The sequence below is a fragment of the Flagellimonas sp. ABD4_174 genome, assembly GCF_056160185.1.
Genome location: NZ_JBSWWP010000001.1, coordinates 1933219 through 1959342 on the forward strand (window position 1 = coordinate 1933219; position 26124 = coordinate 1959342).

General features: G+C 41.7%; 19 protein-coding genes. 14 read left to right on the forward strand and 5 right to left on the reverse strand.

What is annotated here, in order from left to right:
- Positions 1 to 24: 24 nt before the first annotated feature.
- Both ACXAFK_RS08500 and ACXAFK_RS08505 read left to right on the forward strand, forming a co-directional pair.
- Positions 25 to 2412 carry a penicillin acylase family protein gene (locus ACXAFK_RS08500; RefSeq protein WP_474957442.1) on the forward strand — a complete coding sequence of 796 codons (2388 nt, stop codon included), beginning with the start codon at positions 25 to 27 and terminating at the stop codon, positions 2410 to 2412.
- Positions 2413 to 2516: 104 nt separating this feature from the next.
- Complete coding sequence (locus ACXAFK_RS08505; RefSeq protein WP_474957443.1) at positions 2517 to 4052, forward strand: YifB family Mg chelatase-like AAA ATPase; 1536 nt, start codon at positions 2517 to 2519, stop codon at positions 4050 to 4052.
- Positions 4053 to 4165: 113 nt separating this feature from the next.
- Here the strand turns inward: ACXAFK_RS08505 and ACXAFK_RS08510 are convergent, their stop codons facing one another.
- Positions 4166 to 4609: a hypothetical protein gene (locus ACXAFK_RS08510; protein ID WP_224836793.1), complete on the reverse strand. Its 444-nt coding sequence runs from the start codon at positions 4607 to 4609 to the stop codon at positions 4166 to 4168.
- Positions 4610 to 4789: 180 nt separating this feature from the next.
- Between ACXAFK_RS08510 and ACXAFK_RS08515 the strand changes: the two genes are divergently transcribed.
- The 12 genes from ACXAFK_RS08515 (at position 4790) to ACXAFK_RS08570 (ending at position 21103) form a co-directional block, all read left to right on the forward strand.
- Positions 4790 to 5986 (forward strand): Nramp family divalent metal transporter, encoded by a 1197-nt coding sequence (locus tag ACXAFK_RS08515; protein ID WP_474957444.1) that lies wholly within the window; start codon positions 4790 to 4792, stop codon positions 5984 to 5986.
- A complete protein-coding gene (gene pxpA / locus ACXAFK_RS08520) occupies positions 5987 to 6730 on the forward strand; it encodes a 5-oxoprolinase subunit PxpA (RefSeq protein ID WP_474957445.1) in 744 nt (247 codons plus the stop codon).
- The gene (gene pxpB, locus ACXAFK_RS08525) at positions 6727 to 7461 is read left to right on the forward strand and encodes a 5-oxoprolinase subunit PxpB (protein WP_474957446.1); all 735 of its coding nucleotides are present in this window, start codon (positions 6727 to 6729) and stop codon (positions 7459 to 7461) included. The genes pxpA and pxpB overlap by 4 nt, the downstream gene beginning before the upstream one ends.
- Positions 7454 to 8293 carry a 5-oxoprolinase subunit C family protein gene (locus ACXAFK_RS08530; RefSeq protein ID WP_474957447.1) on the forward strand — a complete coding sequence of 280 codons (840 nt, stop codon included), beginning with the start codon at positions 7454 to 7456 and terminating at the stop codon, positions 8291 to 8293. The genes pxpB and ACXAFK_RS08530 overlap by 8 nt, the downstream gene beginning before the upstream one ends.
- Before the next feature lie 433 nt (positions 8294 to 8726).
- Positions 8727 to 9518, forward strand: coding sequence for a GLPGLI family protein (locus ACXAFK_RS08535; protein WP_474957448.1), 792 nt, complete (start codon positions 8727 to 8729; stop codon positions 9516 to 9518).
- Positions 9519 to 9528: 10 nt separating this feature from the next.
- Positions 9529 to 12171: a carboxypeptidase-like regulatory domain-containing protein gene (locus tag ACXAFK_RS08540; protein ID WP_474957449.1), complete on the forward strand. Its 2643-nt coding sequence runs from the start codon at positions 9529 to 9531 to the stop codon at positions 12169 to 12171.
- Between the two features lie 369 nt (positions 12172 to 12540).
- Positions 12541 to 14217 (forward strand): dihydroxy-acid dehydratase, encoded by a 1677-nt coding sequence (gene ilvD / locus ACXAFK_RS08545; RefSeq protein ID WP_252079852.1) that lies wholly within the window; start codon positions 12541 to 12543, stop codon positions 14215 to 14217.
- A 33-nt stretch (positions 14218 to 14250) separates the two neighbouring features.
- Complete coding sequence (ilvB, locus tag ACXAFK_RS08550) at positions 14251 to 15984, forward strand: biosynthetic-type acetolactate synthase large subunit (protein WP_474957450.1); 1734 nt, start codon at positions 14251 to 14253, stop codon at positions 15982 to 15984.
- Positions 15985 to 16048: 64 nt separating this feature from the next.
- Entirely contained in the window at positions 16049 to 16576 is a 528-nt protein-coding gene (ilvN, locus tag ACXAFK_RS08555) for an acetolactate synthase small subunit (RefSeq protein WP_224836800.1), read from the forward strand.
- A gap of 23 nt (positions 16577 to 16599) precedes the next feature.
- Positions 16600 to 18075 (forward strand): ketol-acid reductoisomerase, encoded by a 1476-nt coding sequence (ilvC, locus tag ACXAFK_RS08560; protein WP_474957451.1) that lies wholly within the window; start codon positions 16600 to 16602, stop codon positions 18073 to 18075.
- A 14-nt stretch (positions 18076 to 18089) separates the two neighbouring features.
- Positions 18090 to 19355, forward strand: a complete 1266-nt coding sequence (gene ilvA / locus ACXAFK_RS08565; protein WP_474957452.1) for a threonine ammonia-lyase — start codon at positions 18090 to 18092, stop codon at positions 19353 to 19355.
- Between the two features lie 161 nt (positions 19356 to 19516).
- Positions 19517 to 21103 (forward strand): NADP-dependent glyceraldehyde-3-phosphate dehydrogenase, encoded by a 1587-nt coding sequence (locus ACXAFK_RS08570; RefSeq protein ID WP_474957453.1) that lies wholly within the window; start codon positions 19517 to 19519, stop codon positions 21101 to 21103.
- A gap of 214 nt (positions 21104 to 21317) precedes the next feature.
- Here ACXAFK_RS08570 and leuB read toward each other — a convergent pair whose 3' ends face one another.
- From leuB to leuC, 4 genes are all read right to left on the reverse strand, one after another.
- The gene (leuB, locus tag ACXAFK_RS08575) at positions 21318 to 22376 is read right to left on the reverse strand and encodes a 3-isopropylmalate dehydrogenase (protein WP_474957454.1); all 1059 of its coding nucleotides are present in this window, start codon (positions 22374 to 22376) and stop codon (positions 21318 to 21320) included.
- A gap of 52 nt (positions 22377 to 22428) precedes the next feature.
- Positions 22429 to 23946 (reverse strand): alpha-isopropylmalate synthase regulatory domain-containing protein, encoded by a 1518-nt coding sequence (locus ACXAFK_RS08580; protein ID WP_474957455.1) that lies wholly within the window; start codon positions 23944 to 23946, stop codon positions 22429 to 22431.
- A 30-nt stretch (positions 23947 to 23976) separates the two neighbouring features.
- Positions 23977 to 24573, reverse strand: coding sequence for a 3-isopropylmalate dehydratase small subunit (gene leuD, locus ACXAFK_RS08585; protein WP_474957456.1), 597 nt, complete (start codon positions 24571 to 24573; stop codon positions 23977 to 23979).
- Between the two features lie 66 nt (positions 24574 to 24639).
- Positions 24640 to 26052 (reverse strand): 3-isopropylmalate dehydratase large subunit, encoded by a 1413-nt coding sequence (gene leuC, locus ACXAFK_RS08590; protein ID WP_474957457.1) that lies wholly within the window; start codon positions 26050 to 26052, stop codon positions 24640 to 24642.
- Between the last annotated feature and the right edge of the window lie 72 nt (positions 26053 to 26124).

Consider the following 26124-nt stretch of genomic DNA (forward strand, 5'->3'; position numbering starts at 1 on the left):
GACAAATTGACTTAACCCATCTTCGTGAAAAAACTCAAAAAGGTACTCTTTGTACTTCTAGGATTACTTCTACTTACAATTATTGGCGTTGCCATATTTTTAAACAGCCTTAAACCCGATTATGGAGGAAAAAAAACGTTGCCTGGCATATCTAGCGAGGTAACCACTTATTTTGATCCATACGGTATACCTCATATTTATGCCAAAAATGAAAAAGATGCCCTAAAAGCGCTTGGATATGTACACGCACAGGACAGATTGTGGCAAATGGAGTTGTTGAGACGTGTGGCAAAAGGAAGGCTGGCAGAGGTTTTTGGTGAAGATATGGTTAAAACGGATAAATTTTTTCTATCCCTTGGCATTGATGACCATACCAAAAAAACAGTTAGTGAACTGGATAAGGATAGTGAGGCCATTGTACTTACGCAAGCCTATTTGGATGGTATTAACGAATTTATAAAAAACGGTCCGACCCCCATCGAATTTTATTTAACGGGTCTGGAAAAAGAGCCATTTACCATTGACGATGTCTACAATGCCGTAGGATATATGGCCTTTAGTTTTGCCATGGCTCACAAAACGGACCCCTTGTTGACCAGTATGCGCAATAAATTGGGAGACGATGTTATAAAGGACCTGGCGATCACGTCCGATACTTCTACCGTTTGGATAAAAAATTATAAAGGAGTAAAAACCGATACACTGGGCACTCAAATTACCGCAAGTGTCACGGCTGCCCTAGAAAACCTGCCGATTCCAATGTTGGAAGGAAGCAACAGTTGGGTATTGGCGCCCGATAAGACCAAAAACGGTAAAGTCCTTTTTGCGAACGACCCGCATATAGGATTTGCACAGCCATCCGTTTGGTACGAAGCGCACATTAGCACGCCTACCTACGAGAAATACGGGTATCATATGGCAGGGATTCCTTTTCCTTTATTGGGTCACGATAGAAACTTGGCCTACGGTATGACGATGTTCGAAAACGACGACATCGACTTTTACTACGAGGAGACCAATCCCACCGATAGCACGCAGTATAAAACAGTTGAAGGCTGGAAAAACTATGAGGTCGTTAACAAGACCATTAAAGTAAAAGATGGGAAAGACGTTGCTTTTACTTATCGGAAAACACATCACGGTCCTATTTTAAATAATATAGCGGATCAAATTACGGGCGATCGACCCGTTGCCATGTCCTGGATTTATACCAAGCCAAAAAATAAGGTAATGCATGCATTGCATGGGATCAGCCATGCAAAGAACATGGAGGAGTTTAAAAGTGCTTTGCCCAATATACATGCGCCCGGACTTAATATTATGTACGGCGATGCAGAAGGGAATGTTGCTTGGTGGGCGAGTGCTCAGCTGTACCAAATGCCGGATAGTTTATCTACAAAATTTATTTTGGACGGAGCCTCGGGAAAAGACGAACCCTTGCGCTATTTGGACTTTTCAGAGAATCCAATGGCCGAAAATCCACCCTGGAACTATGTGTATTCGGCGAACAATCAACCCGATTCCATCTCCGGCATGTTGTATCCTGGGTATTATCTGCCCGAAAACAGGGCCAAACGTATAGTTCAGCTGCTCGATGCCAAGAACGATTGGGACAAGGAAGCCATGTCGGAAATGATTCTGGATGTAACCTCCCCGGTAAACAAAGAAGTTATCAATGAGTTGATCAAGTTGTTCGATGTTACCCATTTGTCCGGTAAACAATTGGTCCTATTGGACTCCTTAAAAAATTGGAACGGAGAATATACGCTTAACTCAACAAGCCCGGTAATTTATCACCGAACATTGTACCAAATGGTCAAAAACACAATGGAAGATGAGATGGGGCCAGAGATGTTCAAACAATTCTTGTCCACCCATTTATTCAAAAGACAGATCGCCTGGGGTGCCCAAATGAAGGAAGGTGAATGGTGGGATAACATTAACACGCCCAATGTGGTCGAAACCAGGGAAGATATTGTAATGATATCCTTTGCACAAACTTGGGAATCGCTGGTCAAGGATTTTGGAGACGACCCGAGCCAATGGACCTGGGACAAGGTACATACTTTGGAGCACCAGCATCCATTCGGGCAAGTGGAATGGCTCCGTAAGTATTTTAATGTAGGTCCTTTCCCCATTGTAGGAACAAGGGAAGTAATAAACAACCTAGCTTTTCCTTATGATGAAACTGGTTTTTACAAAGTAAACTCGGGACCATCTACCAGAAGGATCATCGATTTTTCAGATATTGAGAACAGCATCAGTATTTTACCTACCGGTCAATCCGGGAACCCATTGAGCAAGCATTACAAAGATCAAGCGGAAATGTATGTGAACGGCGAATTCCGTAAAATGATGATGAACAAACAAGAGATCGAGGAAACCGCAGAATCGGTATTGATCTTTTATTGATCCAGATGGGCCATCCATCAATTCAAAACAGGGCATTCATCAAAAAGCGATTCTTTTTGAAACAGGATTGATTACTTTTTCAATCATTTTCAACAAGAATGCTTATGCTCATAAAAGTTTACGGAAGTGCCGTGTTCGGTATCGAGGCAACTACCATTGCTGTGGAGGTCAATATCGATAAGGGAATCGGGTATCATTTGGTAGGATTGCCGGACAATGCCATAAAAGAAAGTAATTACCGAATTGCTGCAGCACTCCAAAACAACGGTTACAAAATACCGGGAAAAAAGATTACCATAAACATGGCCCCGGCCGATTTAAGAAAAGAAGGCTCGGCCTACGACCTTACTTTGGCCCTGGGTATTTTGGCGGCATCCAACCAGATAAAATCCGACAACATTGAAAACTATTTAATTATGGGCGAGCTTTCGCTGGATGGTAGTCTGCAACCCATAAAAGGAGCCCTGCCGATAGCTATAAAAGCACGGGAGGAAGGCTTTGAAGGATTTATCCTCCCTTCCGAGAACGCAAGCGAAGCCGCCATAGTGGACGGTCTAAAAGTTTACGGCGTTGAAAATATTGAACAGGTCATAAATTTTTTTGATACCAAGGCTCTTTTGGTGCAAACCCATGTGGATACTCGCCAGGAGTTTTATGAGAATCTTCAATTTCCAGAATTTGATTTTGCCGATGTAAAAGGACAGGAAAGCATTAAACGTTGCATGGAAATAGCAGCGGCCGGTGGGCATAATATAATTTTAATCGGTCCGCCTGGAGCCGGTAAGACCATGCTCGCCAAAAGGTTGCCATCCATTTTACCGCCCATGACCTTGCATGAGGCTTTGGAAACCACTAAAATACATAGCGTTGTCGGCAAGGTGAAAAATAAGGGGCTGATGAGTCAGCGGCCTTTTAGAAACCCACATCACACCATAAGTTCTGCCGCTTTGGTAGGGGGAGGAAGTTATCCTCAGCCGGGAGAGATCTCTTTATCGCACAATGGTGTTCTTTTTTTGGATGAACTCCCAGAATTCGAGCGTCGGGTGCTGGAAGTAATGCGACAACCTATGGAAGATAGAGAAGTAACCATTGCCAGAGCGCAATTTACGGTCACCTATCCCAGTAGTTTTATGCTAGTAGCGAGTATGAATCCAAGTCCAGGAGGATATTTTAACGACCCGGACGCTCCGGTTACTTCATCGCCGGCTGAAATGCAACGGTATTTGAGCAAAATATCGGGCCCGTTATTGGATAGGATAGACATACACATTGAGGTGACTCCAGTTCCTTTTGATAAATTGTCCGATGAACGTAAGGGAGAAAGCAGCGTTGTAATAAGAAAAAGGGTAGAGGCGGCTCGAGAAATCCAAACCAAAAGGTTTGTGGACATAGAAGGTATCCATTACAACGCCCAAATGGGAACCACACAAATCCGTACGTATTGTAAGTTGGGTCCTTCTTCTAAAAATTTATTAAAAGAAGCCATGCAACGCCTAAACCTATCGGCCAGAGCATATGATCGTATTTTAAAGGTGTCCCGAACCATTGCAGATTTGGAGCAATCCGAACAGGTTCAAGAAAATCACATTTCCGAAGCCATACAGTACCGAAGTCTGGATCGCGAAGGATGGTTGGGTTAAAGCCCCCAAAGAACCCGACCATAAGATTGATGTGATATCAAGGTCCAATTTGGAATTCTTGTGTATCAAACACACAAGATCGGAAAAATTGAAAAGGTAAAATCTACAATAGGCTAAATGGCTTTAATATTGGCTTTTAGTCCAGAAATGATTCCCAAAATATTTTCTACGGTTTCGTCCAAATAATATTTAATGGCCAAATGGGGTATCCTGACTGTGGTAAATCCATTTTTAAAGGAATGCATGGCATCTTCAAGATCATTTATGGCCTGTTCATGGGTTATCATGTTGTAATCTTTGTCGATCTCTATATTGAGCTTAACTCGCGAAATGGCAATGTCCACGGATTTTTTACCGTCCCACCATTCCAACATGGGATGGACCCCGGCCTCCTTTAATGCATAAAATAGGTGTATAGCCTCAAGCGGGGTGTTGTTATCCAGTATTACCCTCTTGATTAGCTTTGAGTGTCTTTCGCAAAGTGTAATGCCAAGAGAGTCTTTGGATGCCTTATATTGTTGGGGGCCAATAGTTTTGCCGCAATCCTTACATGTCATAAGTTTTTGTCAGGTTTAAGTCTAAGTATGATTTGGGACTATTATAACTTTCAGAAAGTTGAAATAGTATAAAAAATCGATGTACCGCACCCCACTTTTAGATGAAATACGCTTTTTTGGATGAAATGCACGATTTGTCCATTTATCCTATTAAATTGAAGGCTTCAAAAAAAGAATATAATGTTTAAAAAAATTGGGCCAGGTGTTTTGGTCGCGGCCGCCTTTGTCGGACCTGGGACCATTACCATGTGTACTTTGGCGGGAGCCCGTTTTGGCTATGCACTAATCTGGGCTTTGGTGGTCTCCATTATTGCAACCATTGTTTTACAGGGAATGGCCGGTAGAATAGGGCTTGTTACCCAGAACGGACTGGTGGATGTGGTTAGGTCCGAATTAAAAACACAGTGGGTCAAGAATATGGTAATAATTATTGTCTTGGGGGCCATTTTAATTGGAAATGCGGCCTACGAAGCAGGAAATATTGGAGGTGCTACCCTTGGGTTGGAGCAGCTATTGCCCCAGCCACAATTAAAACCATTTTTACCCGCATTTATTGGAGGCATCATTTTTTTGCTATTGTGGTTTAGCGGTTATAAAACATTGGAAAGAATATTTGTGGGCCTGGTGGGGATCATGGGTGTGAGCTTTGTGGTTTGCGCCATTATAACAAAACCATCGATTTATGGAATATTAAAAGGCATGTTCGTGCCCAGATTACCGGAAGATGGGCTATTGACCGTGATAGCTTTGGTAGGCACAACGGTGGTTCCCTACAACCTATTCTTGCACGCATCTTTGGTAAAGGAGAAATGGAAAAACAAATCCGATTTAAAAGCTGTGAATTGGGATACCATAGTGTCCATTGGATTAGGAGGGTTGGTTTCCATAGCCATTTTGATAACCGCCTCTGCGGCACCCATTTCCGATATAAACAATGCCTTGGACATGGCATTGGCACTGGAGCCCTTGTTTGGTAAAATGGCATTTTTGTTTATGGCAGCTGGGCTCTTGGCCGCTGGTATAACATCCGCCATAACGGCACCTTTGGCCGCAGCCTATGTGGCCAGTAGTTGTTTTGGTTGGGAAGGTGGAATGCAGAACAAAAAGTTTAAAATGGTATGGGGAAGTATTGTGCTGTGCGGAATAGTCTTCCTTTCGTTTGATATAAAACCCATCGAAGTTATTCAGTTTGCACAGATTGCCAACGGTATTTTATTGCCCGTAATGGCCTTGTTGCTTTTATGGATTGTGAACAAAAAATCGGTGATGGGAGAACACCAAAATTCTGTTATTCAAAATGTGTTTGGTATCGCAATCGTCGCTTTTGCCATTTTTCTCGGTGCAAAAAGTATTTTAAAAGTAATAGGTTTGTTGTAAATGGATCATTTTACCATAGATATCAATTGTGATGTAGGTGAAGGAGTAGGCAATGAGGCGGACATTCTTCCTTTTATAAGTTCCTGCAATATTGCCTGCGGCGGACATGCTGGGGACAGTGAAACCATGGGGCATGTGGTTGCTTTGGCCAAACGGCATCATGTTAAGGTAGGTTCACATCCATCTTACCCGGACAGAATAAATTTTGGAAGGGAAGTGATGCATATTTCAAACCATGAGTTATCAAAAAGTATTAAAAAACAATTGGCGGACTTTGATGAGGTTTTAAAACAGCAGAACGTTTCTTTACATCATATTAAGGCCCATGGAGCACTATATAATCAAACTGCAAAGGACGAGGATTTGGCAAATGTATTTTTGAGTGCCATTGATGGTTATAAAGATAGCGCAATACTCTATGTTCCCTTTGATTCGGTAATAGCAAAAATTGGAGAAGAACGCGGTTTTAAAATTTGGTTTGAGGCTTTTGCCGACAGGAATTACAATCGCGACCTATCCTTGGTTTCCAGAAAAGAGAACAATGCCCTCATCGAAAATCCCGAAGCGGTATTGGCGCATATATTGCCCATGATCAAAAAACAAGAGGTTCTTACCATAGAGGAAGAAAGGCATCATATTCAGGCCAAAACATTTTGCGTTCATGGTGATACGGTTTCTGCCTTGAAAATATTGATGTATCTTTCAGAAAAATTACCCCAAAACCAGGTACACCTAAACTCATGAAAAGTTACCCCATAAGCATCAAACCCTTTGGAGAGCGAGCCATTTTAGTGGAATGGCCCAAAGAGGTAAACGAAGCCATTCTGGCCGATATCCTGGATTTTATGGATGCCTTTAAGGAAAAGGGCATTCTTGGCTGGGAAATGTCCGTAGCCTACAATTCCGTTACTATGGTGTACAATTTTGGTCCGGTGGATTTTGATGAAACCAAGGCCGTAATCCAAGAGTGCCGTAAAAATCAAACAAAGTCCAAGACCCAACGCATTCAGCATTTATGGACACTGCCGGTGTGCTACGATCTTGAGTTTGGCCTGGATATGGAAACAGTCGCGAGAACTTTGAACCTATCCACCGACGAATTGATCAAGCAGCACACTTCGCATGAGTATGTGGTGTATGGCATTGGTTTTTTGCCCGGATTCATGTATTTGGGAGGACTGCCATCAACTTTGGAAATACCACGACGCGCCGAACCGAGACTAAAGGTCGAGAAAGGGGCTGTTGGATTAGCGGGCAAACAAACGGGAATTTATCCTCAGGAGTCTCCCGGCGGTTGGAACATTTTAGGAAACTGTCCGGTGAACCTTTTTGACCCCGATAAGTCAACCCCTTGTTTTATAAATGTGGGGGATAAAATTCGATTTACGAGTATTTCCGAGGCAGAGCATAAACTTCATAAAATAGAAGGGGAGGTAGGTATTTATAAACCGGAAAAAATTGCTCTCAATGCTTAAGGTGCTAAAAGCAGGACTTTATTCGAGCATCCAAGACCTTGGCAGGTTTGGGTATCGCGATATAGGTGTGCCGGTAGCTGGAGCAATGGATAGCGAATCGGTAAAAAAAGCCAATCTTTTGTTGGACAATGAAGAAAACGATGCCGTTATGGAAATTACCATGACAGGACCCACGCTTCAATTCAATTACGACACCTATATAAGTTTGTCCGGCGCACAAATAATGGCCACTTTGAACAATGAACCCGTGGAAAATTATACCGTAATCAAGGTAAAAGAGGGAGACATATTGTCTTATGGGCGACTCGAAACAGGTTTTAGGGGATATTTGGCCATCAAAGGAGGGTTTAAGACCGGAAAAGTACTAAATAGCCGCTCATTTTTTTATCCAGTTACAAAAATGGGTAGAATAAAAGATGGTGATGAAATACCCTACGAAGCCACTCAAAACTATACCCCTAAAATTTCTGGGGTCAAAATTGAAGAGCTATTTGGCCTAGGCACCTTAAAGGTGTTTAAAGGACCGGAGTTTTCCTTGTTGTCCGATACACAACTTGCCGATATTTTCACAAGAACCTTTAGGGTTTCCAAGGAAAACAACCGAATGGCCTATCAGCTTGCCGAATTGATTGCTGGACATTCACATTCCATATTGACTTCCGGAACTTTACCGGGAACCATTCAGTTGACCCCTGCAGGGCGTATGATCATTTTAATGAAGGATGGTCAAACCACGGGTGGCTACCCGCGTATTTTGCAACTTTCAGAAACGTCCATCTCCATTTTGGCCCAAAAGAAATACGGTGATGAATTGAGGTTTAAGCTTGGCTAATTTGATTACCAACCCTTTTTATACTTTTTTCTCATCCTTTTCAGGTCATCCGTCAATTGGTTTCTGGCACTCGTCAATCCAAATGAGGTGTCCATCAATTCTACTCCTGAATATTCTCACAAGTTCATTAAGCTTGTAAGGAATATTTTAACAAACATTATGAGAAAATTACTGTTAATTGGAGTGATTGGACTTTTATCTATGAATAGCTTCGCATCACTAAATTCTGATAAACCAGAAGACAACTTTTTTTACCCGAAAATCCATGTTTATTGTGACGGCGTATATGCTGGTTATTTTTATAACCTTGACTATACCATGGGAGATGTACTGGAAATGGCAACATCTATGTGTGATTAGTTTAAGGTGCAACAATAGATACAACGCGCCGGTTTAAAAAGCGCGTTGTTTTTTTAAGCTTGTTATTTTTCTTATGAAGTATTTTATATTTTTTGTCATATTATTTTTTTCGGCCCAAGGGTGGTCACAAAGTAAAGGCTTGGTTTATTATGGTCATATTGAAAGTCCAGGAATGAGGAGTGCTGCAGGTCCTGATTTAAACGCATATTTGGTTTTTGATGAAAATGAGTCTTATTATGTTACAGCTAAGGACTCTTTGGAATCCTCAGTAAATGAAACCACTATGGTAACCGGTTCCGATGGGCAAACAACTGTTTATACAGGTGGCTCAAATACTTTCCGATACGGAAAACAGGTTTATTTTAACAGGGAATCCGATTCTTTGTGGTGGAGTCAAAGGTTTAAAGGCAACATTTATGTTGCTGAATCCCGCCCCAGAATAGAATGGAAGTTAATCGATGAAACCAAGAAAATAGGTAATATAAAAGCATTCAAAGCAACAGGCAAGTTTAGGGGAAGAACCTATACTGCGTGGTACGTCCGTGACATACCTTTACCTTATGGGCCTTGGAAATTGCAAGGTCTTCCAGGTTTAATCGTAGAAGCTTATGATGATAGAAAAGAAATGTTTATTTATTTAAAAAGCTTGGAGTTTCCTACAAACAACCAAACCCCTATTTCGAAAGTGCAAAGAACTTCCAATGATTCCCAAGGTTGGATGACGATACATGAATTCAAAGATATGCTGGTTGAAAGTTTGGAAAGAGCATACAATAAAACGGTAATAATGTCTGAGCGTTATGGGGGAGGCACTCCAAAAAGACCTGTCTTTAGTGATGTCTATATAGAATCTTTCGAAAATTAAGCTTCATTCGTTGCGGACCTTAACACTTGCAGTTTCTCTTTTTTTATTTTCTTTACCTCTTTACTCGCAAGAACGGATTTCGGGGCATGTTCTCGATTTCAATAAGGACCCTGTAGTAGGGGCAAATATTGTTGTTGCCAATGAACAAGAAAAAATTTTGGTGTATGGTTTTACCAACAATCATGGTTTTTTTAGCATAGACCTTCCAAAAGATATTCCTTCCAAAGTATTGATCATCGCTTCAGGTTTAGGGTTAGAAACAAGCCGCCACCTGATTACTATAGAGCCCAATAAATCCAAATACCAAGTCACTTTTGTTTTGAACGAAAAAGTGGAGCATTTAGATGAGGTAACATTGGAACCAAATGAAAAAATATACAGAACAGGTAATGTCACTAAGATTGACGTGGATTCCTTCAGAGACGGCACGGAACAGACAATAGAAGATGTCCTGCGCGACTTACCTGGAATAGAAATACTTCAAGATGGCTCTATAAAGGCACATGGTAGGTTTATTAGCAAATTACTCGTGGAAGGTGATGATTTATTTGATGACAAATATAAGGTGCTTTCAAAGAATTTAGACGCCAAGATCTTGGGGGAGGTGGAGATTATTGATCAATTTGAATCCAATCCAGTTGTATCAAAAGTCACAGAATCAGAAAATGTAGCTTTAAATTTAATTTTAAGGGATGAGTACAAAAATGTTTGGTTTGGTAATGTGAGCCTTGGCTTAGGAAATAAAGATAGAATCAAATCTTCAGCAAATATTGGATTGATTAAAAAGAAGGTAAAATTCTTCTATTTGGGAGACTACAACAATCTTGGACAGATTGCCACTGGTCAATCGGGGAATGCTACCAAAACAATAAACATTAACACATTGGTTCAAGAAAAGAGGGTGGAATCTTCTTTGTCGCCAATCTATGATGTTGCACCAGTTCGAATTGATCAAATGGATGAAAAAGACATTGTTTTGAATGATGCATCTCTAAATTCAATAAGTTTTGTGTCCAATCTCAATTCTAAATTGAAAATTAGAGGTACGGGTATTTTGGCCAATGACATTGAAGACCAAATGATTTTCAAAGAGACGCTATTCAGTACAGGACAAGAACTTGTTCGATATACTGAGAATCAAAATTCACTCTTTGAAAAATCCAATGCAACCGGTGAGGTAGAGCTACAATATTATCCAAGAGAAAATGGTTATTACAAAAATCTTATAAAGTTTAATTCCAGCCCGCAATATTCTGAAGCCCTGAATATGTTCAATGGGAACAACATTCAACAGGATTTGGCGAACGATGATGTTTCTTTTTACAACCATTTTGATTCGAGTCACCTTCTATGGAATAAACACCTAGTGCACAACTACGCATATTTTGGTGTTCAATCCATAGAGCAGAATGGACGATTGATTTCACCTACTTTATATAATCTAATAGCGGAGGGCAAAGTAGGGGAGGTACATCATGTATCTGATGACTTTTCTAAAATATATGGGGTTATATCCAAATTGGTTTTCAATCAAAAAAAACATAAACAATCATTGGAATTTGGGTATCAGAGAAAAAAAGTAGCTAGAGAGAATCAATTCATTTTCAACCAAAATCATCTGTCTACAAATATTGATTCATTGGAAAATCATATCACATTTGATTCCAATAAATTTCAAGCATCATTCAATTCTTCTTTTGATATATCTGAACATCTTAGAATAAAAACAGATTTCTCACTTGAACATTTGGACATAAATTTCGCTCAATCTTTTTTCTCTAAATGGATGTTGGTTCCGAAAATCATATTCCGTGTCAGAAATATGTCAATTGGAAGTTTTGGTCTGGACTATCAAAGAGATTATACCGAACCATTGCCAGACTATTTTCTGATGAATTTTCAACTCACGGGTTACCAATCCTTTAAAAAGGGCGGTGATTTTATCGCTGTGCCCAGAAAGAACCTATTTGGCTTTCATTATCAAATAGGTAATAAACTCAAGACGCAGCAAGTAACTGTAAGAACAAAATTCAAAAAAAATGAAGCAGAGTATGCTCAAAATGTTCAGATTGATGAATCTATTATTCTTAATAGATATGAATTGGTAAAAGGGGGGGCTAATTTCACTACTACCTTGGATTACACCTCCTATTTTAAAAAAATGAATTTTTCATCCAATTTAGGAGCGAATATCAATTGGTCCAATCTTCCGTATAAACTGAATGCAAGTAATTTTTCAAACCTTGAGTTGTTTTCTAAAGGTATCAATGTTTCTGGTACAACATATTTTGAATTCCCATTAAACCTTGATTTGGATTTAAATGTCAATTGGACTGAGTCCAATTACAAGGGTATAGTGTCTTATTCTAATTGGATTAATCTGTCAACAAATTTATTGTTGAAACTAAACAAAGAAATTTCAGGATCTTTTTCCAATAAATATTACAAAATGCCAAATGCTACATATTTTAGTACGGACTTCGATTTGCATTACGCACCTCAAAATTCGAAATTTTCATATCAAGTAACAGGTAATAACTTGGCCAATCAAAGGAATTTTACAATTTTAAATATTGATGAATACTCAACCACAAGTACACAAATCAAACTTTTGCCAAGGTATATATTGGCATCAATTAAATATCGTTTTTAAATTCTCCGAATATAAACTTGTATCGATATCAAATTCATCATAATTTTTTGTACCATTGGCGTATGAAAAGAAATAACCAAGTCATCGTAGCTGTCATTATTGTTCCAAGAACGGGGTGATACAGACTTGCTATTGACTGAAAAAGGCCTGTATCCCACACGATACAGGCCTTTTTTATTTCCAATAAAATTAATTGAATGTTGGATTTTTAATCAGTCTAAAAATCTGATAATAAGATAATTAAGTTTATTATGTTTCCAGTGGATTTGAACAGTGCACAACTGTTAAAAATCTAGGGCTTTTTAAACATTTATCTTTGAAATTCGGTATAAATTAAGAAGAATACCGTGTTTGAATGAATATTTGATAATGGAATTGAACAAGTTTAGCAAAAAAGTAACCCAAGACCCAACGTTGCCAGCAGCACAGGCCATGTTACATGCCATAGGTCTAACGGATAATGATCTTCAAAAACCCTTAATCGGAATTGCCAGCACAGGATACGAGGGAAACCCTTGTAATATGCATCTTAACGATTTGGCCCTCGATGTAAAAAAGGGTGTCGAGTCCTCCAATTTAGTGGGACTTGTCTTCAATACGATCGGGGTGAGTGATGGAATATCCAATGGCACTCCCGGAATGCGTTACTCATTGCCCTCAAGAGATATTATTGCAGATTCCATTGAAACCGTGATCCATGCCATGAGCTACGATGGCCTGGTAACTGTGGTTGGTTGCGATAAAAATATGCCGGGCGCCCTAATGGCCCAATTACGATTGAATCGTCCATCCATTTTGGTATACGGGGGAACCATTGCACCAGGATGCCACAATAACAAAAAGCTAGATATTATTTCTGCATTCGAGGCTTACGGACAAAAGGTCGCAGGTGCTATAGACGAAAAAGAATACAAAGAGGTCATCCATAAAGCATGTCCGGGTGCCGGAGCTTGTGGAGGAATGTACACCGCAAATACCATGGCGTCGGCTATTGAGGCTATGGGGATGTCAATGCCTTTTAATTCTTCCATTCCAGCGGTGAACGATAAAAAACAAGCAGATTGTGAAGCCTCTGGTGCTGCATTGTACCATTTGCTCAAGGAAGATATAAAACCAAGGGATATTGTGACAAAAAAATCCTTGGAAAACGCCTTTAGGTTGGTTACGGTACTTGGCGGGTCAACCAATGCAGTACTTCATTTTATGGCCATTGCACACGCTGCAGAAGTTGATTTTACCTTGGAAGACATTACAAAAATAAGTGAGTCAACCCCATTACTGGCCGATCTAAAACCTAGTGGAAAATACTTGATGGAAGACTTGCATAAGGTGGGAGGAGTTCCAGCGGTATTAAAGTATATGTTGAAAGAAGGTATGCTTCATGGTGATTGTATTACGGTTACAGGGAAAACCTTGGCCGAAAATCTGTTGGATGCTCCAGATTTGGCCGAAGGACAGGATATTATTAGAAAAAAAGAACAGCCCATTAAGGATACGGGACATATACGAGTTTTGTACGGAAACCTGGCATCTGAAGGAGCGGTAGCCAAAATCACAGGCAAAGAGGGGCTGGAATTTACTGGAACCGCACGTGTTTTTGATAGTGAGGCTGATGTAAATGAAGGTATTCACAATGGAAAAGTTCAAAAAGGAGATGTAGTGGTTATTCGTTACGAGGGCCCAAAAGGAGCTCCCGGAATGCCAGAGATGCTGAAACCCACTTCTGCCATTATGGGCGCCGGCCTTGGAAAGGATGTGGCCTTGATCACCGATGGCAGGTTCTCCGGAGGCTCTCACGGATTTGTGGTAGGGCATGTTTCACCAGAAGCTCAAGTTGGTGGTGGAATTGCCTTGGTAAAAGACGGAGACGAAATCACCATTGATGCGGTTAAGAACACCATCAACATCAACATCTCCGATGAAGAGCTGGAGCAGCGAAGAAAAGAATGGAAACAACCCGAACTAAAAGTAAAGTCGGGCAGTTTGTACAAATATGCAAAAACGGTATCGTCTGCAGCTAAAGGCTGTGTTACCGATATGTTTTAATACTATAGGGAAGAAATCCCCAATAACATGCTTATGGAAACATTAAAAGCACAGAAAAAGAAGAATCAAAATAAGGAGACAATGCGGATTACGGGAGCAGAAGCCATTATCCATTGTTTGCTGGCGGAAGGTGTGGATTTGATCTATGGATACCCGGGAGGGGCCATTATGCCGGTTTACGACGAATTATATAAGTTCCAAGACAAACTCACCCATATTCTCACTCGTCACGAGCAAGGCGCTACACATGCGGCGCAAGGCTATGCCCGGGTAACCGGTAAGGTGGGTGTGGCCATGGCAACGTCGGGACCTGGTGCCACCAATTTGGTAACGGGTTTGGCAGATGCTCAGATAGATTCAACACCAATGGTCTGCATCACCGGACAAGTGCCGAGACACTTATTGGGTTCCGATGCTTTTCAAGAAACCGATATTGTTGGGATATCAACTCCTGTGACCAAATGGAACTATCAGATTACAAAAGTGGAAGAAATCCCAGAAATTATAGCCAAGGCATTTTACATAGCAAAATCCGGAAGGCCCGGACCTGTATTGGTCGATATCACTAAAAACGCACAGTTCGATGAGCTGGATTTTGTTTACGAAAAATGTACCAAAGTAAGAAGCTATAAACCTGTGCCCAAGCCAGAACCAAACAGTCTGGAGAAAGCAGCGGAATTGATCAACAATGCCAAAAAACCGTTTATTGTATTTGGACAAGGTGTTATTTTAGGTGAGGCCGAAGCCCAACTAAAGGCTTTTGTGGAAAAAACAGGGATTCCTACTGCATGGACCATATTGGGCCTATCCGCGATGGATACCGAACACCCTTTAAACGTGGGTATGGTGGGTATGCACGGTAACTATGCGCCCAATATCCTTACCAACGAATGCGATTTGCTTGTAGCCATAGGAATGCGTTTTGATGATAGGGTAACCGGAAATCTGGATACCTACGCAAAGCAAGCCAAAATTGTGCATTTTGAGATAGATCCGGCCGAAGTGAACAAAAATGTAAAGGTAGATGTTGCAGTTCTGGGCAATGCCAAAGAAACATTGGAAAATATTTTGCCCTTACTGGAAAATAAAGAGCATGCTGACTGGAAAGCTGAATTTGATAAGCTTCATAAAATCGAATACGATACCTTGATCAAAAAGGATATTCATCCGACCAAAGAAGGTCTTACCATGGGCGAGGTTATTGAACAGATAAATGTGGCTTCCGCGCAAAAAGCGGTGATTGTTTCCGATGTAGGGCAGCACCAGATGATTGCTTGTCGCTATGCCAAGTTCAAACAATCCAAAAGCAATATTACTTCCGGAGGACTGGGAACCATGGGGTTTGGTCTTCCAGCGGCCATTGGCGCCAAAATGGGAGCCATGGACCGCGAAGTGGTCGCTATTATCGGAGATGGAGGGTACCAGATGACCATTCAAGAGCTTGGTGTTATTTTCCAACATAATGTACCCGTTAAAATTGTGGTATTGAACAACGACCACCTAGGGATGGTACGTCAGTGGCAAGAACTTTTCTTTGATAAGAGGTACGCCTCCACGGTTATGACCAACCCGGATTTTGTGAAAATTGCGGAAGGATACCATATCAAATCAAGAAGAGTGACCGAAAGGGGCGACCTTCAAGATGCAGTACAAGAAATGATGGCATCCAAGGACCCATACTTTTTGGAAGTGAAAGTGGAAAAAGAGGATAACGTATTTCCTATGATTCCATCAGGGGCGTCCGTTTCCGACATCAGATTAAAATAAATACAGATAGCCCTTGATTGAAAACCTAAAGGGTTGTCTTAAGGGCTTTAGCATACAAAACACTATGGAAAAACAATGGTATACCATTTCGGTGTATTCCGAAAATCATGTGGGATTGCTCAATAGGATATCCGGGATATTCTTAAAGCGACATATTAATATAGAGAGCCTAAATGTTTCAAAATCAGAAATTGAAGGTGTTTCCAAATTCACGATTGTAGTTTTTACCACCGAGGATTGGACACGAAAGATTGTTGGTCAAATCGAGAAACAGATTGAGGTCATCAAGGCATACTATCATACCGATGATGAAACTATTTATCAAGAATCCGCCTTGTTTAAAATCGCTTCGCATTTGCTGTTCGATGAGCGTCAGATTCAGAATATTATCAAAGAGAGCAATGCGCAGATCGTAACGGTTAATCGTGAATTTTTTGCCTTGGCCAAAACAGGTCGTAGACACGAAATCGACGAAATGTACGATGCGCTTGAACCATACGGTATAATGCAGTTTGTTAGATCGGGCAGGATAACAGTGACCAAAGCAACCATGCCGATAACCGAAATGCTACAGGAATTTCAAGAAAACTAAATAGATAAAATCAAATATCAAAAATGGCAAATTACTTTAATTCACTATCACTTCGCGAACAATTGATCCAATTGGGAAAATGTAGATTTATGGACTCCAGCGAGTTCGCTGATGGTGTTACCGCACTAAAAGGAAAGAAAATTGTAATTGTTGGATGTGGCGCCCAGGGACTGAACCAGGGGTTGAACATGCGCGACTCTGGATTGGATATTTCGTATGCCCTACGTCCAGCGGCTATCAAAGAACAAAGACAATCCTATAAAAATGCCGTTGAGAACAATTTTGTGGTGGGAACTTATGAAGAGTTGATTCCAACAGCCGATTTGGTCATCAATCTTACTCCGGACAAGCAACACACCAATGTGGTGAGCACTGTTATGCCCTTAATGAAGAAAGGAGCGACCTTGTCCTATTCCCACGGTTTTAACATTGTGGAAGAAGGAATGCAAATTCGTGAGGACCTTACCGTGATCATGGTGGCGCCCAAAAGTCCAGGTTCCGAGGTGCGTGAAGAGTACAAAAGAGGTTTTGGTGTACCGACCCTGATCGCCGTTCATCCAGAAAACGATCCGGAAGGAAAAGGTTTGGAACAAGCCAAAGCCTATGCTGCAGGAACAGGTGGAGATAAAGCGGGAGTTCTTGAATCATCATTTGTGGCGGAAGTAAAGTCGGATCTGATGGGTGAGCAGACCATTCTTTGTGGTTTGTTACAGACAGGATCTATCCTTTCTTTCAATAAAATGGTTGAAAAAGGTATCGATGAAGCCTATGCATCCAAATTGATTCAATACGGATGGGAAACCATTACAGAAGGATTGAAACAAGGAGGAATTACCAATATGATGGACCGTTTGTCCAATCCAGCTAAAATCAAAGCTTTTGATTTGGCAGAAGAGTTGAAAGAGATCATGCGTCCCTTGTTCCAAAAACATATGGATGACATTATGAGCGGACATTTTTCCAAAACCATGATGGAAGATTGGGCCAATGGAGACAAAAACCTATTGGATTGGAGGGCTGCCACTGGTGAGACCGCTTTTGAAAAAACACCGGCAGGCGATATGGACATCTCCGAGCAAGAATATTACGATAATGGGGTCTTGATGGTGGCTTTTGTAAAATCTGGTGTGGAATTGGCCTATGAGACCATGACCGAATCCGGAATTATTGGCGAGTCTGCTTATTACGAATCTTTGCACGAGACGCCATTGATTGCCAACACGATTGCAAGAAAGAAATTGTTCGAAATGAACCGTGTAATCTCTGATACGGCGGAGTACGGTTGTTATTTGTTCGATCATGCATGTAAGCCGCTTTTGACCGATTTTATGAAGAAAGTGGAGACTGATATCATTGGTAAGCATTTTGGTGAAGGCAAAGATAATGGTGTTGACAACGTAAGATTGATAGCCGTAAACAAAGCTATCCGTGAGCACGATGTGGAAGTGGTTGGCTCCAGATTGCGTGCATCGATGACGGCGATGAAGCCGATCGGATAAAAACCTTTGGTCCCATGAGCAAAACTGTGGAAACATATTTTCCGCAAATAGCGGATATTTACCAAGCAGCGAAGACCATTGCCCAAGTGGCGGAGGAAACGCCATTGCAACGAAGTATCCGCTATTCCAAAGCTTATGGGGCCAATATTTTTCTTAAACGCGAAGACCTTCACAGAGTACGCAGTTACAAAATCCGTGGTGCGTACAATAAAATTAGCTCCCTAAGTAAAAAACAACTGGATAGTGGTGTGGTCTGTGCCAGTGCAGGGAACCACGCTCAGGGCGTTGCCTTTGCCTGTAGTCATTTAAAAGTAAAAGGGACTATTTATATGCCGGTGGTGACCCCAAAACAAAAAATAGACCAGACCAAGATGTTTGGAGGGGAGTGGGTAGATGTGGTCCTGGAAGGGGATACCTTTGACGATTCCAAAAAGGCAGCTGAATTTTTCTGCAAACAAAAAGGCAAAACCTTTGTCCATCCGTTTGATGATGAAAAAACCATCGAGGGGCAGGCAACTGTGGGCCTGGAGATTTTACAGCAAACCAGCGAGCCGATCGATTATGTTTTTGTGGCCGTTGGCGGCGGAGGATTGGCATCGGGACTTTGTGGTACGTTCCAAGCATTGTCGCCCAATACCAAAATAATAGGAGTGGAGCCCGAAGGGGCACCGTCCATGCTCCAATCCATTGAAAAAGGGGAATTGGTGGAACTTGAAAACATCGATAAGTTCATCGATGGGGCAGCGGTCCAGAAAGTCGGTTCGCTGACATATCCCATTTGCAAAGAATATCTGCACAAAATGGTAACCGTTCCCGAAGGGAAAGTATGCCAGACTATATTAGATCTTTACAATAGGGATGCTATTGTTGTAGAACCCGCTGGAGCACTCACCATTGCTGCATTGGACTTTTTTAAGGAAGAAATAAGGGGCAAAAATGTGGTTTGTGTGGTGAGCGGAAGCAATAACGATATTACCCGTACTGCCGAAATTAAAGAAAGGGCTTTACTCTATGCCCAACTAAAGCATTATTTTATTGTGAGGTTCCCTCAGCGACCTGGTGCGCTAAAGGAATTTGTTGTCAATATTTTAGGTCCAGATGACGACATCACGCATTTTGAATACTCCAAAAAATCGAGCAGGGAAAATGCCCCAGCCATTGTTGGGGTGGAACTAAAATCACCAGATGATTTGGAGCCTTTGATTCAACGGATGAAAAGCAACAATTTTTTTGGGGATTATCTTAACAATAAACCTGATCTGTTCCAATATTTGGTGTGATGCCGCCAACATTTTTAAATAGTATAATTAAAATTTTGTTTCTCCATCGATATAGATGTTCATTAGGTGTAAAACTAAGTGTTCTTAGCTTTTTTTTATGCTAGATTTGTGTGGATGGGATGACAGATATAACACCGGAATTCAAATAAAAAGAACATTAAATGGCAACAAAAGCAATACCAGAAGCATTTCAGATTACTGAAGAAATTCATCAAAAAACATATTTGGTCAACGGGGAGTTACGCAAATGGGACGGAGCAACCAGTCTCGTGATTTCCACGATATCCTCAACGGAGGAATATGCCCCAACTACATTGGGCAGCGTGCCCGACATGGGGGAAACAGAAGCTTTGGAGGCTTTGGATTCGGCTTTAGCGGCATATGATAGGGGTCAAGGTCTCTGGCCTACCATGAAGGTAAAAGATCGAATTGAATGCATGGAAACCTTTGTGAAGAAAATGGAGCAGAAGCGCGAGCAAGTGGTTAAGCTTTTGATGTGGGAAATTGGTAAATCCAAGCCCGATTCTTATAAGGAGTTTGATCGCACCGTAGAGTATATTTACGATACTATTGAGGATTACAAACAATTGGATAGGGATTGTGCCAAATTCCAGAAACATGATGGGGTATACGCGCATATCCGAAGAGGGCCTCTTGGTGTGGTTTTATGTCTTGGGCCCTATAATTATCCCTTGAACGAAACTTTTGCTTTATTGATTCCAGCCATAATTATGGGGAACACCACCATTTTTAAGCCGGCAAAGCACGGAGTTTTACTGATTACACCGCTTTTGGAGGCATTTCAGAGTAGTTTTCCCAAAGGAGTGGTAAATATACTTTTTGGTAGGGGCAGAGCTGTTGCGGCGCCCATAATGCAAACAGGCAAGGTAGATGTATTGGCACTGATAGGGAACAGCAAGTCGGCCAATGCTTTACAAGAGCAGCACCCTAAAAGCAATAGGTTGCGTTTGGTCTTGGGCTTGGAAGCCAAGAATCCGGCCATTGTACTTCCCGATGCCGAATTGGATTTGACTATTAACGAATGTATTTCGGGTACGTTGTCCTTTAATGGGCAGCGCTGTACCGCCTTAAAGGTGGTTTATGTGCACGACGAAGTAAAAGATGATTTCCTGAAACGCTTTGCAGAAAAAGTGGATGGGTTAAAATTCGGTAATCCTTGGGACGATGGTGTGGACTTAACGCCACTTCCTGAACCTGATAAGCCTGCATATATTCAGGAATTGTTGGATGATGCTTTGGCTAAAGGTGCTAAAATCATCAACAAAAAAGGAGGAAAACATTTTGAAAATTATATCTGGCCAGCCGTATTGTACCCGGTAACCAAAGATATGCGAGTATATCAAGAGGAACAGTTTGGACCTATCATTCCAGTGCTTTCTTTTCAAGATATTGAAGAGCCCTTGGATGATATGGCAGAATCCAACTACGGACAACAGGTAAGTTTGTTCGGCAAGGATGTGTATACCCTTTCACCGCTTATCGATACGTTGGCAAACTTGGTGTGCCGAGTGAACCTGAACAGCTCGTGCCAGCGTGGCCCGGATGTGTATCCATTTACAGGAAGAAAAGATTCAGCTCAGTCTACCTTAAGTGTGCACGATGCCTTGCGTTCCTTCTCCATCAGGACCTTTGTGGCGTTCAAGGATAACAACTTGAACGTTCAAACGGTAGAACAGTTAATGGAGGCAAAAGTGAGCAACTTTTTGAGTACTGACTATATTTTGTAAGCTGAAAAGATTTTAAGAAAAATAGAATTCTCATCAACCTGAACTCGTTTCAGGTTCTCACTAAAATTGAAATGCAAAAATGATGAGATTCTGAAATAAATTCAGAATGACGCATCGATGTCATAGCAAGCTAAAGAATTAGCTGAAGATTTATTTTTAACGAATTAAAAAAGCCCCGACCATCGGGGCTTTTTTTGGTTTTTATGTGGGTTGATTAAATATGTTCTGCTAACCAGTTCCCAACTTCACTGGTCTTGTATGCTTTTCCACCATCGGCAAGATCTTCGGTCACCACGCCTTCCGCCAATGATTTATTCACTACCTCGCGGATGGCTTCAGCTTCATCCTTGAGACCAAATGCAGTTTCGAACATCATTGCGGCAGACAGAACCGTTGCCAATGGATTGGCAATATCTTTCCCTGCAGCTTGTGGGTAAGAGCCGTGGATGGGTTCGAACAAAGATGTTTTTTCGCCCAATGATGCAGAAGGCATCAATCCCATAGATCCTGAAATCACCGAAGCTTCATCCGTTAAAATATCACCAAACAAGTTTTCTGTAATCAGTACGTCATAAGCACTTGGCCATTGCACCAAACGCATCGCCACGGCATCCACAAATTCATAGGATACTTCCACTTCTGGATAGTCCTTTTCCAATTTCTGAACTGTTTCCCTCCACAAACGCGAAGTTTCCAAAACGTTGGCCTTGTCCACGCAACAAAGCTTTTTGGAACGTTGCATCGCCATTTCAAAGCCTTTTTTGGCCAGGCGCTCCACTTCGGCACGTGTATAGGTGCAAGTATCGTAAGCAGTATTGTTGTTGTCTTCGCGACCTCGTTTTCCAAAATAAATTCCTCCAGTCAATTCGCGAAGAAATACCAAATCGGTCCCTTCTATACGTTCACGTTTCAACGGAGATTTGTCTATCAGTGATGGGAAAGTAAAAGTTGGGCGTACATTGGCGAACAATCCCAATTTTTGACGCATTTTCAACAAGCCTTGCTCAGGCCGTACCTTGGCAGAAGGATCATTGTCAAAACGAGGATGGCCAATGGCGCCAAAAAGAACGGCATCGGCAGCAACACAGGCTTCGTGGGTTTCGTCCGGGTAAGGTTCGCCAACGGCATCAATCGCTGCGGCACCTGTTAGGGCAGGGGTCCAGCTTATTTCGTGACCGAATTTTGCGGCTACGGCATCTGATACTTTTACGGCTTGATCAATTACTTCGGGGCCAATTCCATCTCCGGCCAAGAGCGCTATGTTTAGTTTCATTTTTTCTTGTTATTCGATTATCGTTGTTGGTTGATAGTTATCTTTTTTAGTGTCAAACCAGATTGAGCATTTTTTCTGTGGCCTTGATGGCAGATACCGTTTGGTCTGAATCGAGCCCACGGGTAGTAAAGTCTTTTTCTTTGGTCTGCCATGTTATGATGGTCTCACAAAGTGCATCGGAATTACTGCCCGGAGGTATACGCACAGCATAATCCACTAATTTGGGCAATCCCCTTCCTTCTTTTTTATACACCTTTTTCAATGCATTGATAAAAGCATCAAATTGTCCATCGCCCTGGGCATTTTCCTCATAGGTCTTCCCTTCGATTTCTATGGAAAGGGTAGTAGAGGGTTTTAAACCTTTGGAATGTGTCAGTACGTACGATTTCACAAAAACCTTTTGTTGGTGGAGGTCGCTATCGAGAACATCTGAAATGATATAAGGGAGGTCATCTTTGGTGACGCGTTCTTTTTTGTCGCCAAGCTCGATGATTCGCTCCGTGACTTTTTTCAGTTCGTCATCGTTCAAGGTCAGTCCAAGCTCTTGAAGGTTCTTTTGAATATTGGCTTTTCCTGAGGTTTTGCCTAGGGCATATTTGCGTTTTCTACCAAAACGTTCGGGTAATAAGTCATTAAAGTAAAGATTCTTTTTACTGTCGCCATCCGCATGTATTCCAGCAGTTTGTGTAAATACGTTGTCTCCAACAATAGGTTTGTTGTCAGGTATGCCGAAACCGGTAAAGGCAGACACCAATTTACTTACTTTATATAGAGATGATTCCTTTACACCAATCTTGATCTCCGGCAAAAAATCGTTGATTACCGCCACGGCGCTAGCCAAAGGAGCATTGCCCGCACGTTCTCCCATTCCATTAACAGTTAGGTGCAGTCCGTGGGCACCAGCTTTCAACGCTTCCATCACGTTCGCTACACTCAAATCGTAATCGTTATGTCCATGAAAATCAAAATGATGGTCTGGATACCTTTCAATAATTTCCTTGAAAAATGCTCCTGTTTCAGTATGGGTCAATACCCCCAAGGTATCCGGAAGCAGAATTCGTTTAATGGGTTGTTGGGTCAAAAAATCCAAAAACTGAAAAACATAGTCTTTGGAATTGCGCATCCCATTGCTCCAATCCTCTAGGTAAACATTTGTTTCAATGTCGAGCTTTTGAGCTTCGGAAACTACATTTTTAATTTCTGTAAAATGCTGTTCTGGAGTCTTTTTGAGTTGATGGGTTAAATGGTTTAATGAACCTTTTGTTAGCAAGTTCTGAACTTTTGCACCAGCTTCTTGCATCCATTTAAGGGACACCCCTTTATCCACGAAGGTCAAAACCTCCACTTTGGAAATATAACCTTCGGATGAGGCCCATTCTGTGATGTTTTTAACTGCTTGCAGTTCTCCTTCTGAAACACGGGCAGAGGCCACCTCAATACGGTCCACCTTGAGTTCTTCCAGCAGAAGTTTGGCCAAGGTAAGTTTTTCCGAGGCCGAAAAGGAAACCCCAGAGGTTTGTTCACCATCCCGTAGGGTGGTGTCCATGATTTCTATGGTGCGTGTTTTCATTTTATTTACCGTAGTGTTCCGAACGGTGGGTTATAAAGGCGTGTTTTTAGCGTATTCCTCAATGTCTTTTTGAATGTTCAACAAGTAGTCGATATCATCAAAACCATTGAGCATATTACCTTTTTTGTAATCATTGATGTCAAAGCTTTCACTTTCACCAGAAGCCAAAATGGTGATTTTTTGTTCTGGTAGATTGACCTCCAACTCAGTTTTTGGGTCTGCCTCAATGGCCTTGAATATTTTATCCAAGAACTCAGGACTTACCTGAACAGGAAGCACTCCTATGTTTAGGCAGTTGTTTCTAAAGATATCAGCAAAAAAGCTGGAAACTACACAGCGGAATCCGTAGTCGTATACAGCCCAAGCCGCGTGCTCCCTAGAGGAACCGGAACCAAAGTTTTTTCCACCTACCAATATTTTGCCAGAATAGATAGGATTGTTGAGTACAAATTGTTCTTTGGGTGTGTCATCAGAATTATATCTCCAATCACGGAATAAATTGTCCCCGAAACCTTTACGCTCGGTAGCTTTTAGGAATCGTGCGGGGATGATCTGGTCCGTATCCACATTCTCAATAGGTAATGGTACCGCGGAACTTGTTAGTATGTTGAATTTATCGTAAGCCATTTTTCTTTCAATTATCAGTTATCAATGTTCAATTACCAATGGATTGCTCATTGTAAATTTTTATTGTTAAGCTAAAACTTCTTCTTGCATTAATTCCCTTGGGTCGGTTACTTTTCCGGTAACAGCTGCTGCTGCGGCCACCAAAGGACTTGCCAACAAGGTACGGGCTCCTGGGCCTTGTCTACCTTCAAAGTTTCTGTTGGAGGTGCTTACCGCATATTTGCCAGCGGGAATCTTATCATCGTTCATGGCCAAGCAAGCAGAACAGCCGGGCTCTCTCAATTCAAATCCGGCTTCGGTCAAAATAGCCAAGATGCCTTCTTCTCTGATAGCTTCTTCCACTTTGTGTGAACCGGGAACCAACCAAGCGGTCACATTGTCCGCTTTTTTCCTTCCTTTAATGATGGAAGCGAAAGCTCTAAAATCTTCAATTCTACCGTTGGTACAGCTTCCAAGGAACACAAAATCAATGGGTTTGCCCACCATGGCCTCACCTTCATTATAGTCCATATATTCCAAGGATTTTTTGTAGGTGGCAGCTGAGCCATCAATACTTGCCGCGGTAGGAATGTCCTTGCTAATTCCGATGCCCATTCCCGGATTGGTGCCAAAAGTGATCATAGGTTCTATCTCGCTGGCATCAAAAGTAATTTCTTTATCGAACTCTGCATCGTCATCAGAATATAGAGTACTCCAGTAGTCCATGGCCGTATCCCAATCCTTACCTTTTGGGGTGTACTCTCTTCCCTTAATGTACTCAAATGTGGTTTCGTCAGGGGCGATCATACCTCCGCGCGCGCCCATTTCAATACTCAGGTTGCAGACCGTCATACGACCTTCCATAGACATATTTTTGAAAACATCCCCAGCATATTCGGCAAAATAGCCGGTGGCGCCGGATGTGGATAATTTGGAAATGATGAAAAGCGCCACATCTTTTGGTGTTACGGCTTTGCTCAATTCTCCATTTATATTGATGCGCAAACTTTTGGGTTTTGGTTGCATGATGCACTGCGTGGACAGTACCATTTCCACTTCGCTGGTTCCGATTCCGAATGCAATGGCCCCAAATGCGCCGTGGGTAGAGGTGTGGGAATCCCCACAAACAATCGTTGCCCCGGGCAGTGTTATTCCATTTTCCGGACCAATTACGTGTACGATTCCGTTTTTCTCATGACCCAGTCCCCAGTAGGGGATACCGTGTGCATTGGCATTCTCTTCCAAGGCCTTTAACTGATTTGCGGACAAGGGGTCCATAACGGGCAAGTGTTGGTTTCGGGTAGGGGTGTTGTGATCAGCGGTTGCAAAGGTGCGTTCCGGATATAACACTTTTATTCCTCTATTTTTTAAGCCTAAAAAGGCTACGGGGCTCGTTACTTCGTGAACTAGGTGCCTATCTATAAAAAGTACATCCGGGCCATTCTCGATATGTTTTACCACATGCGAATCCCAAACCTTATCAAATAATGTCTTGCTCATTGTGTCATCGATATTTTGTAAGCCTACGAAGTTAAAAATTGTGTATAGAAATGAATTTTGGTCAGTATTAAA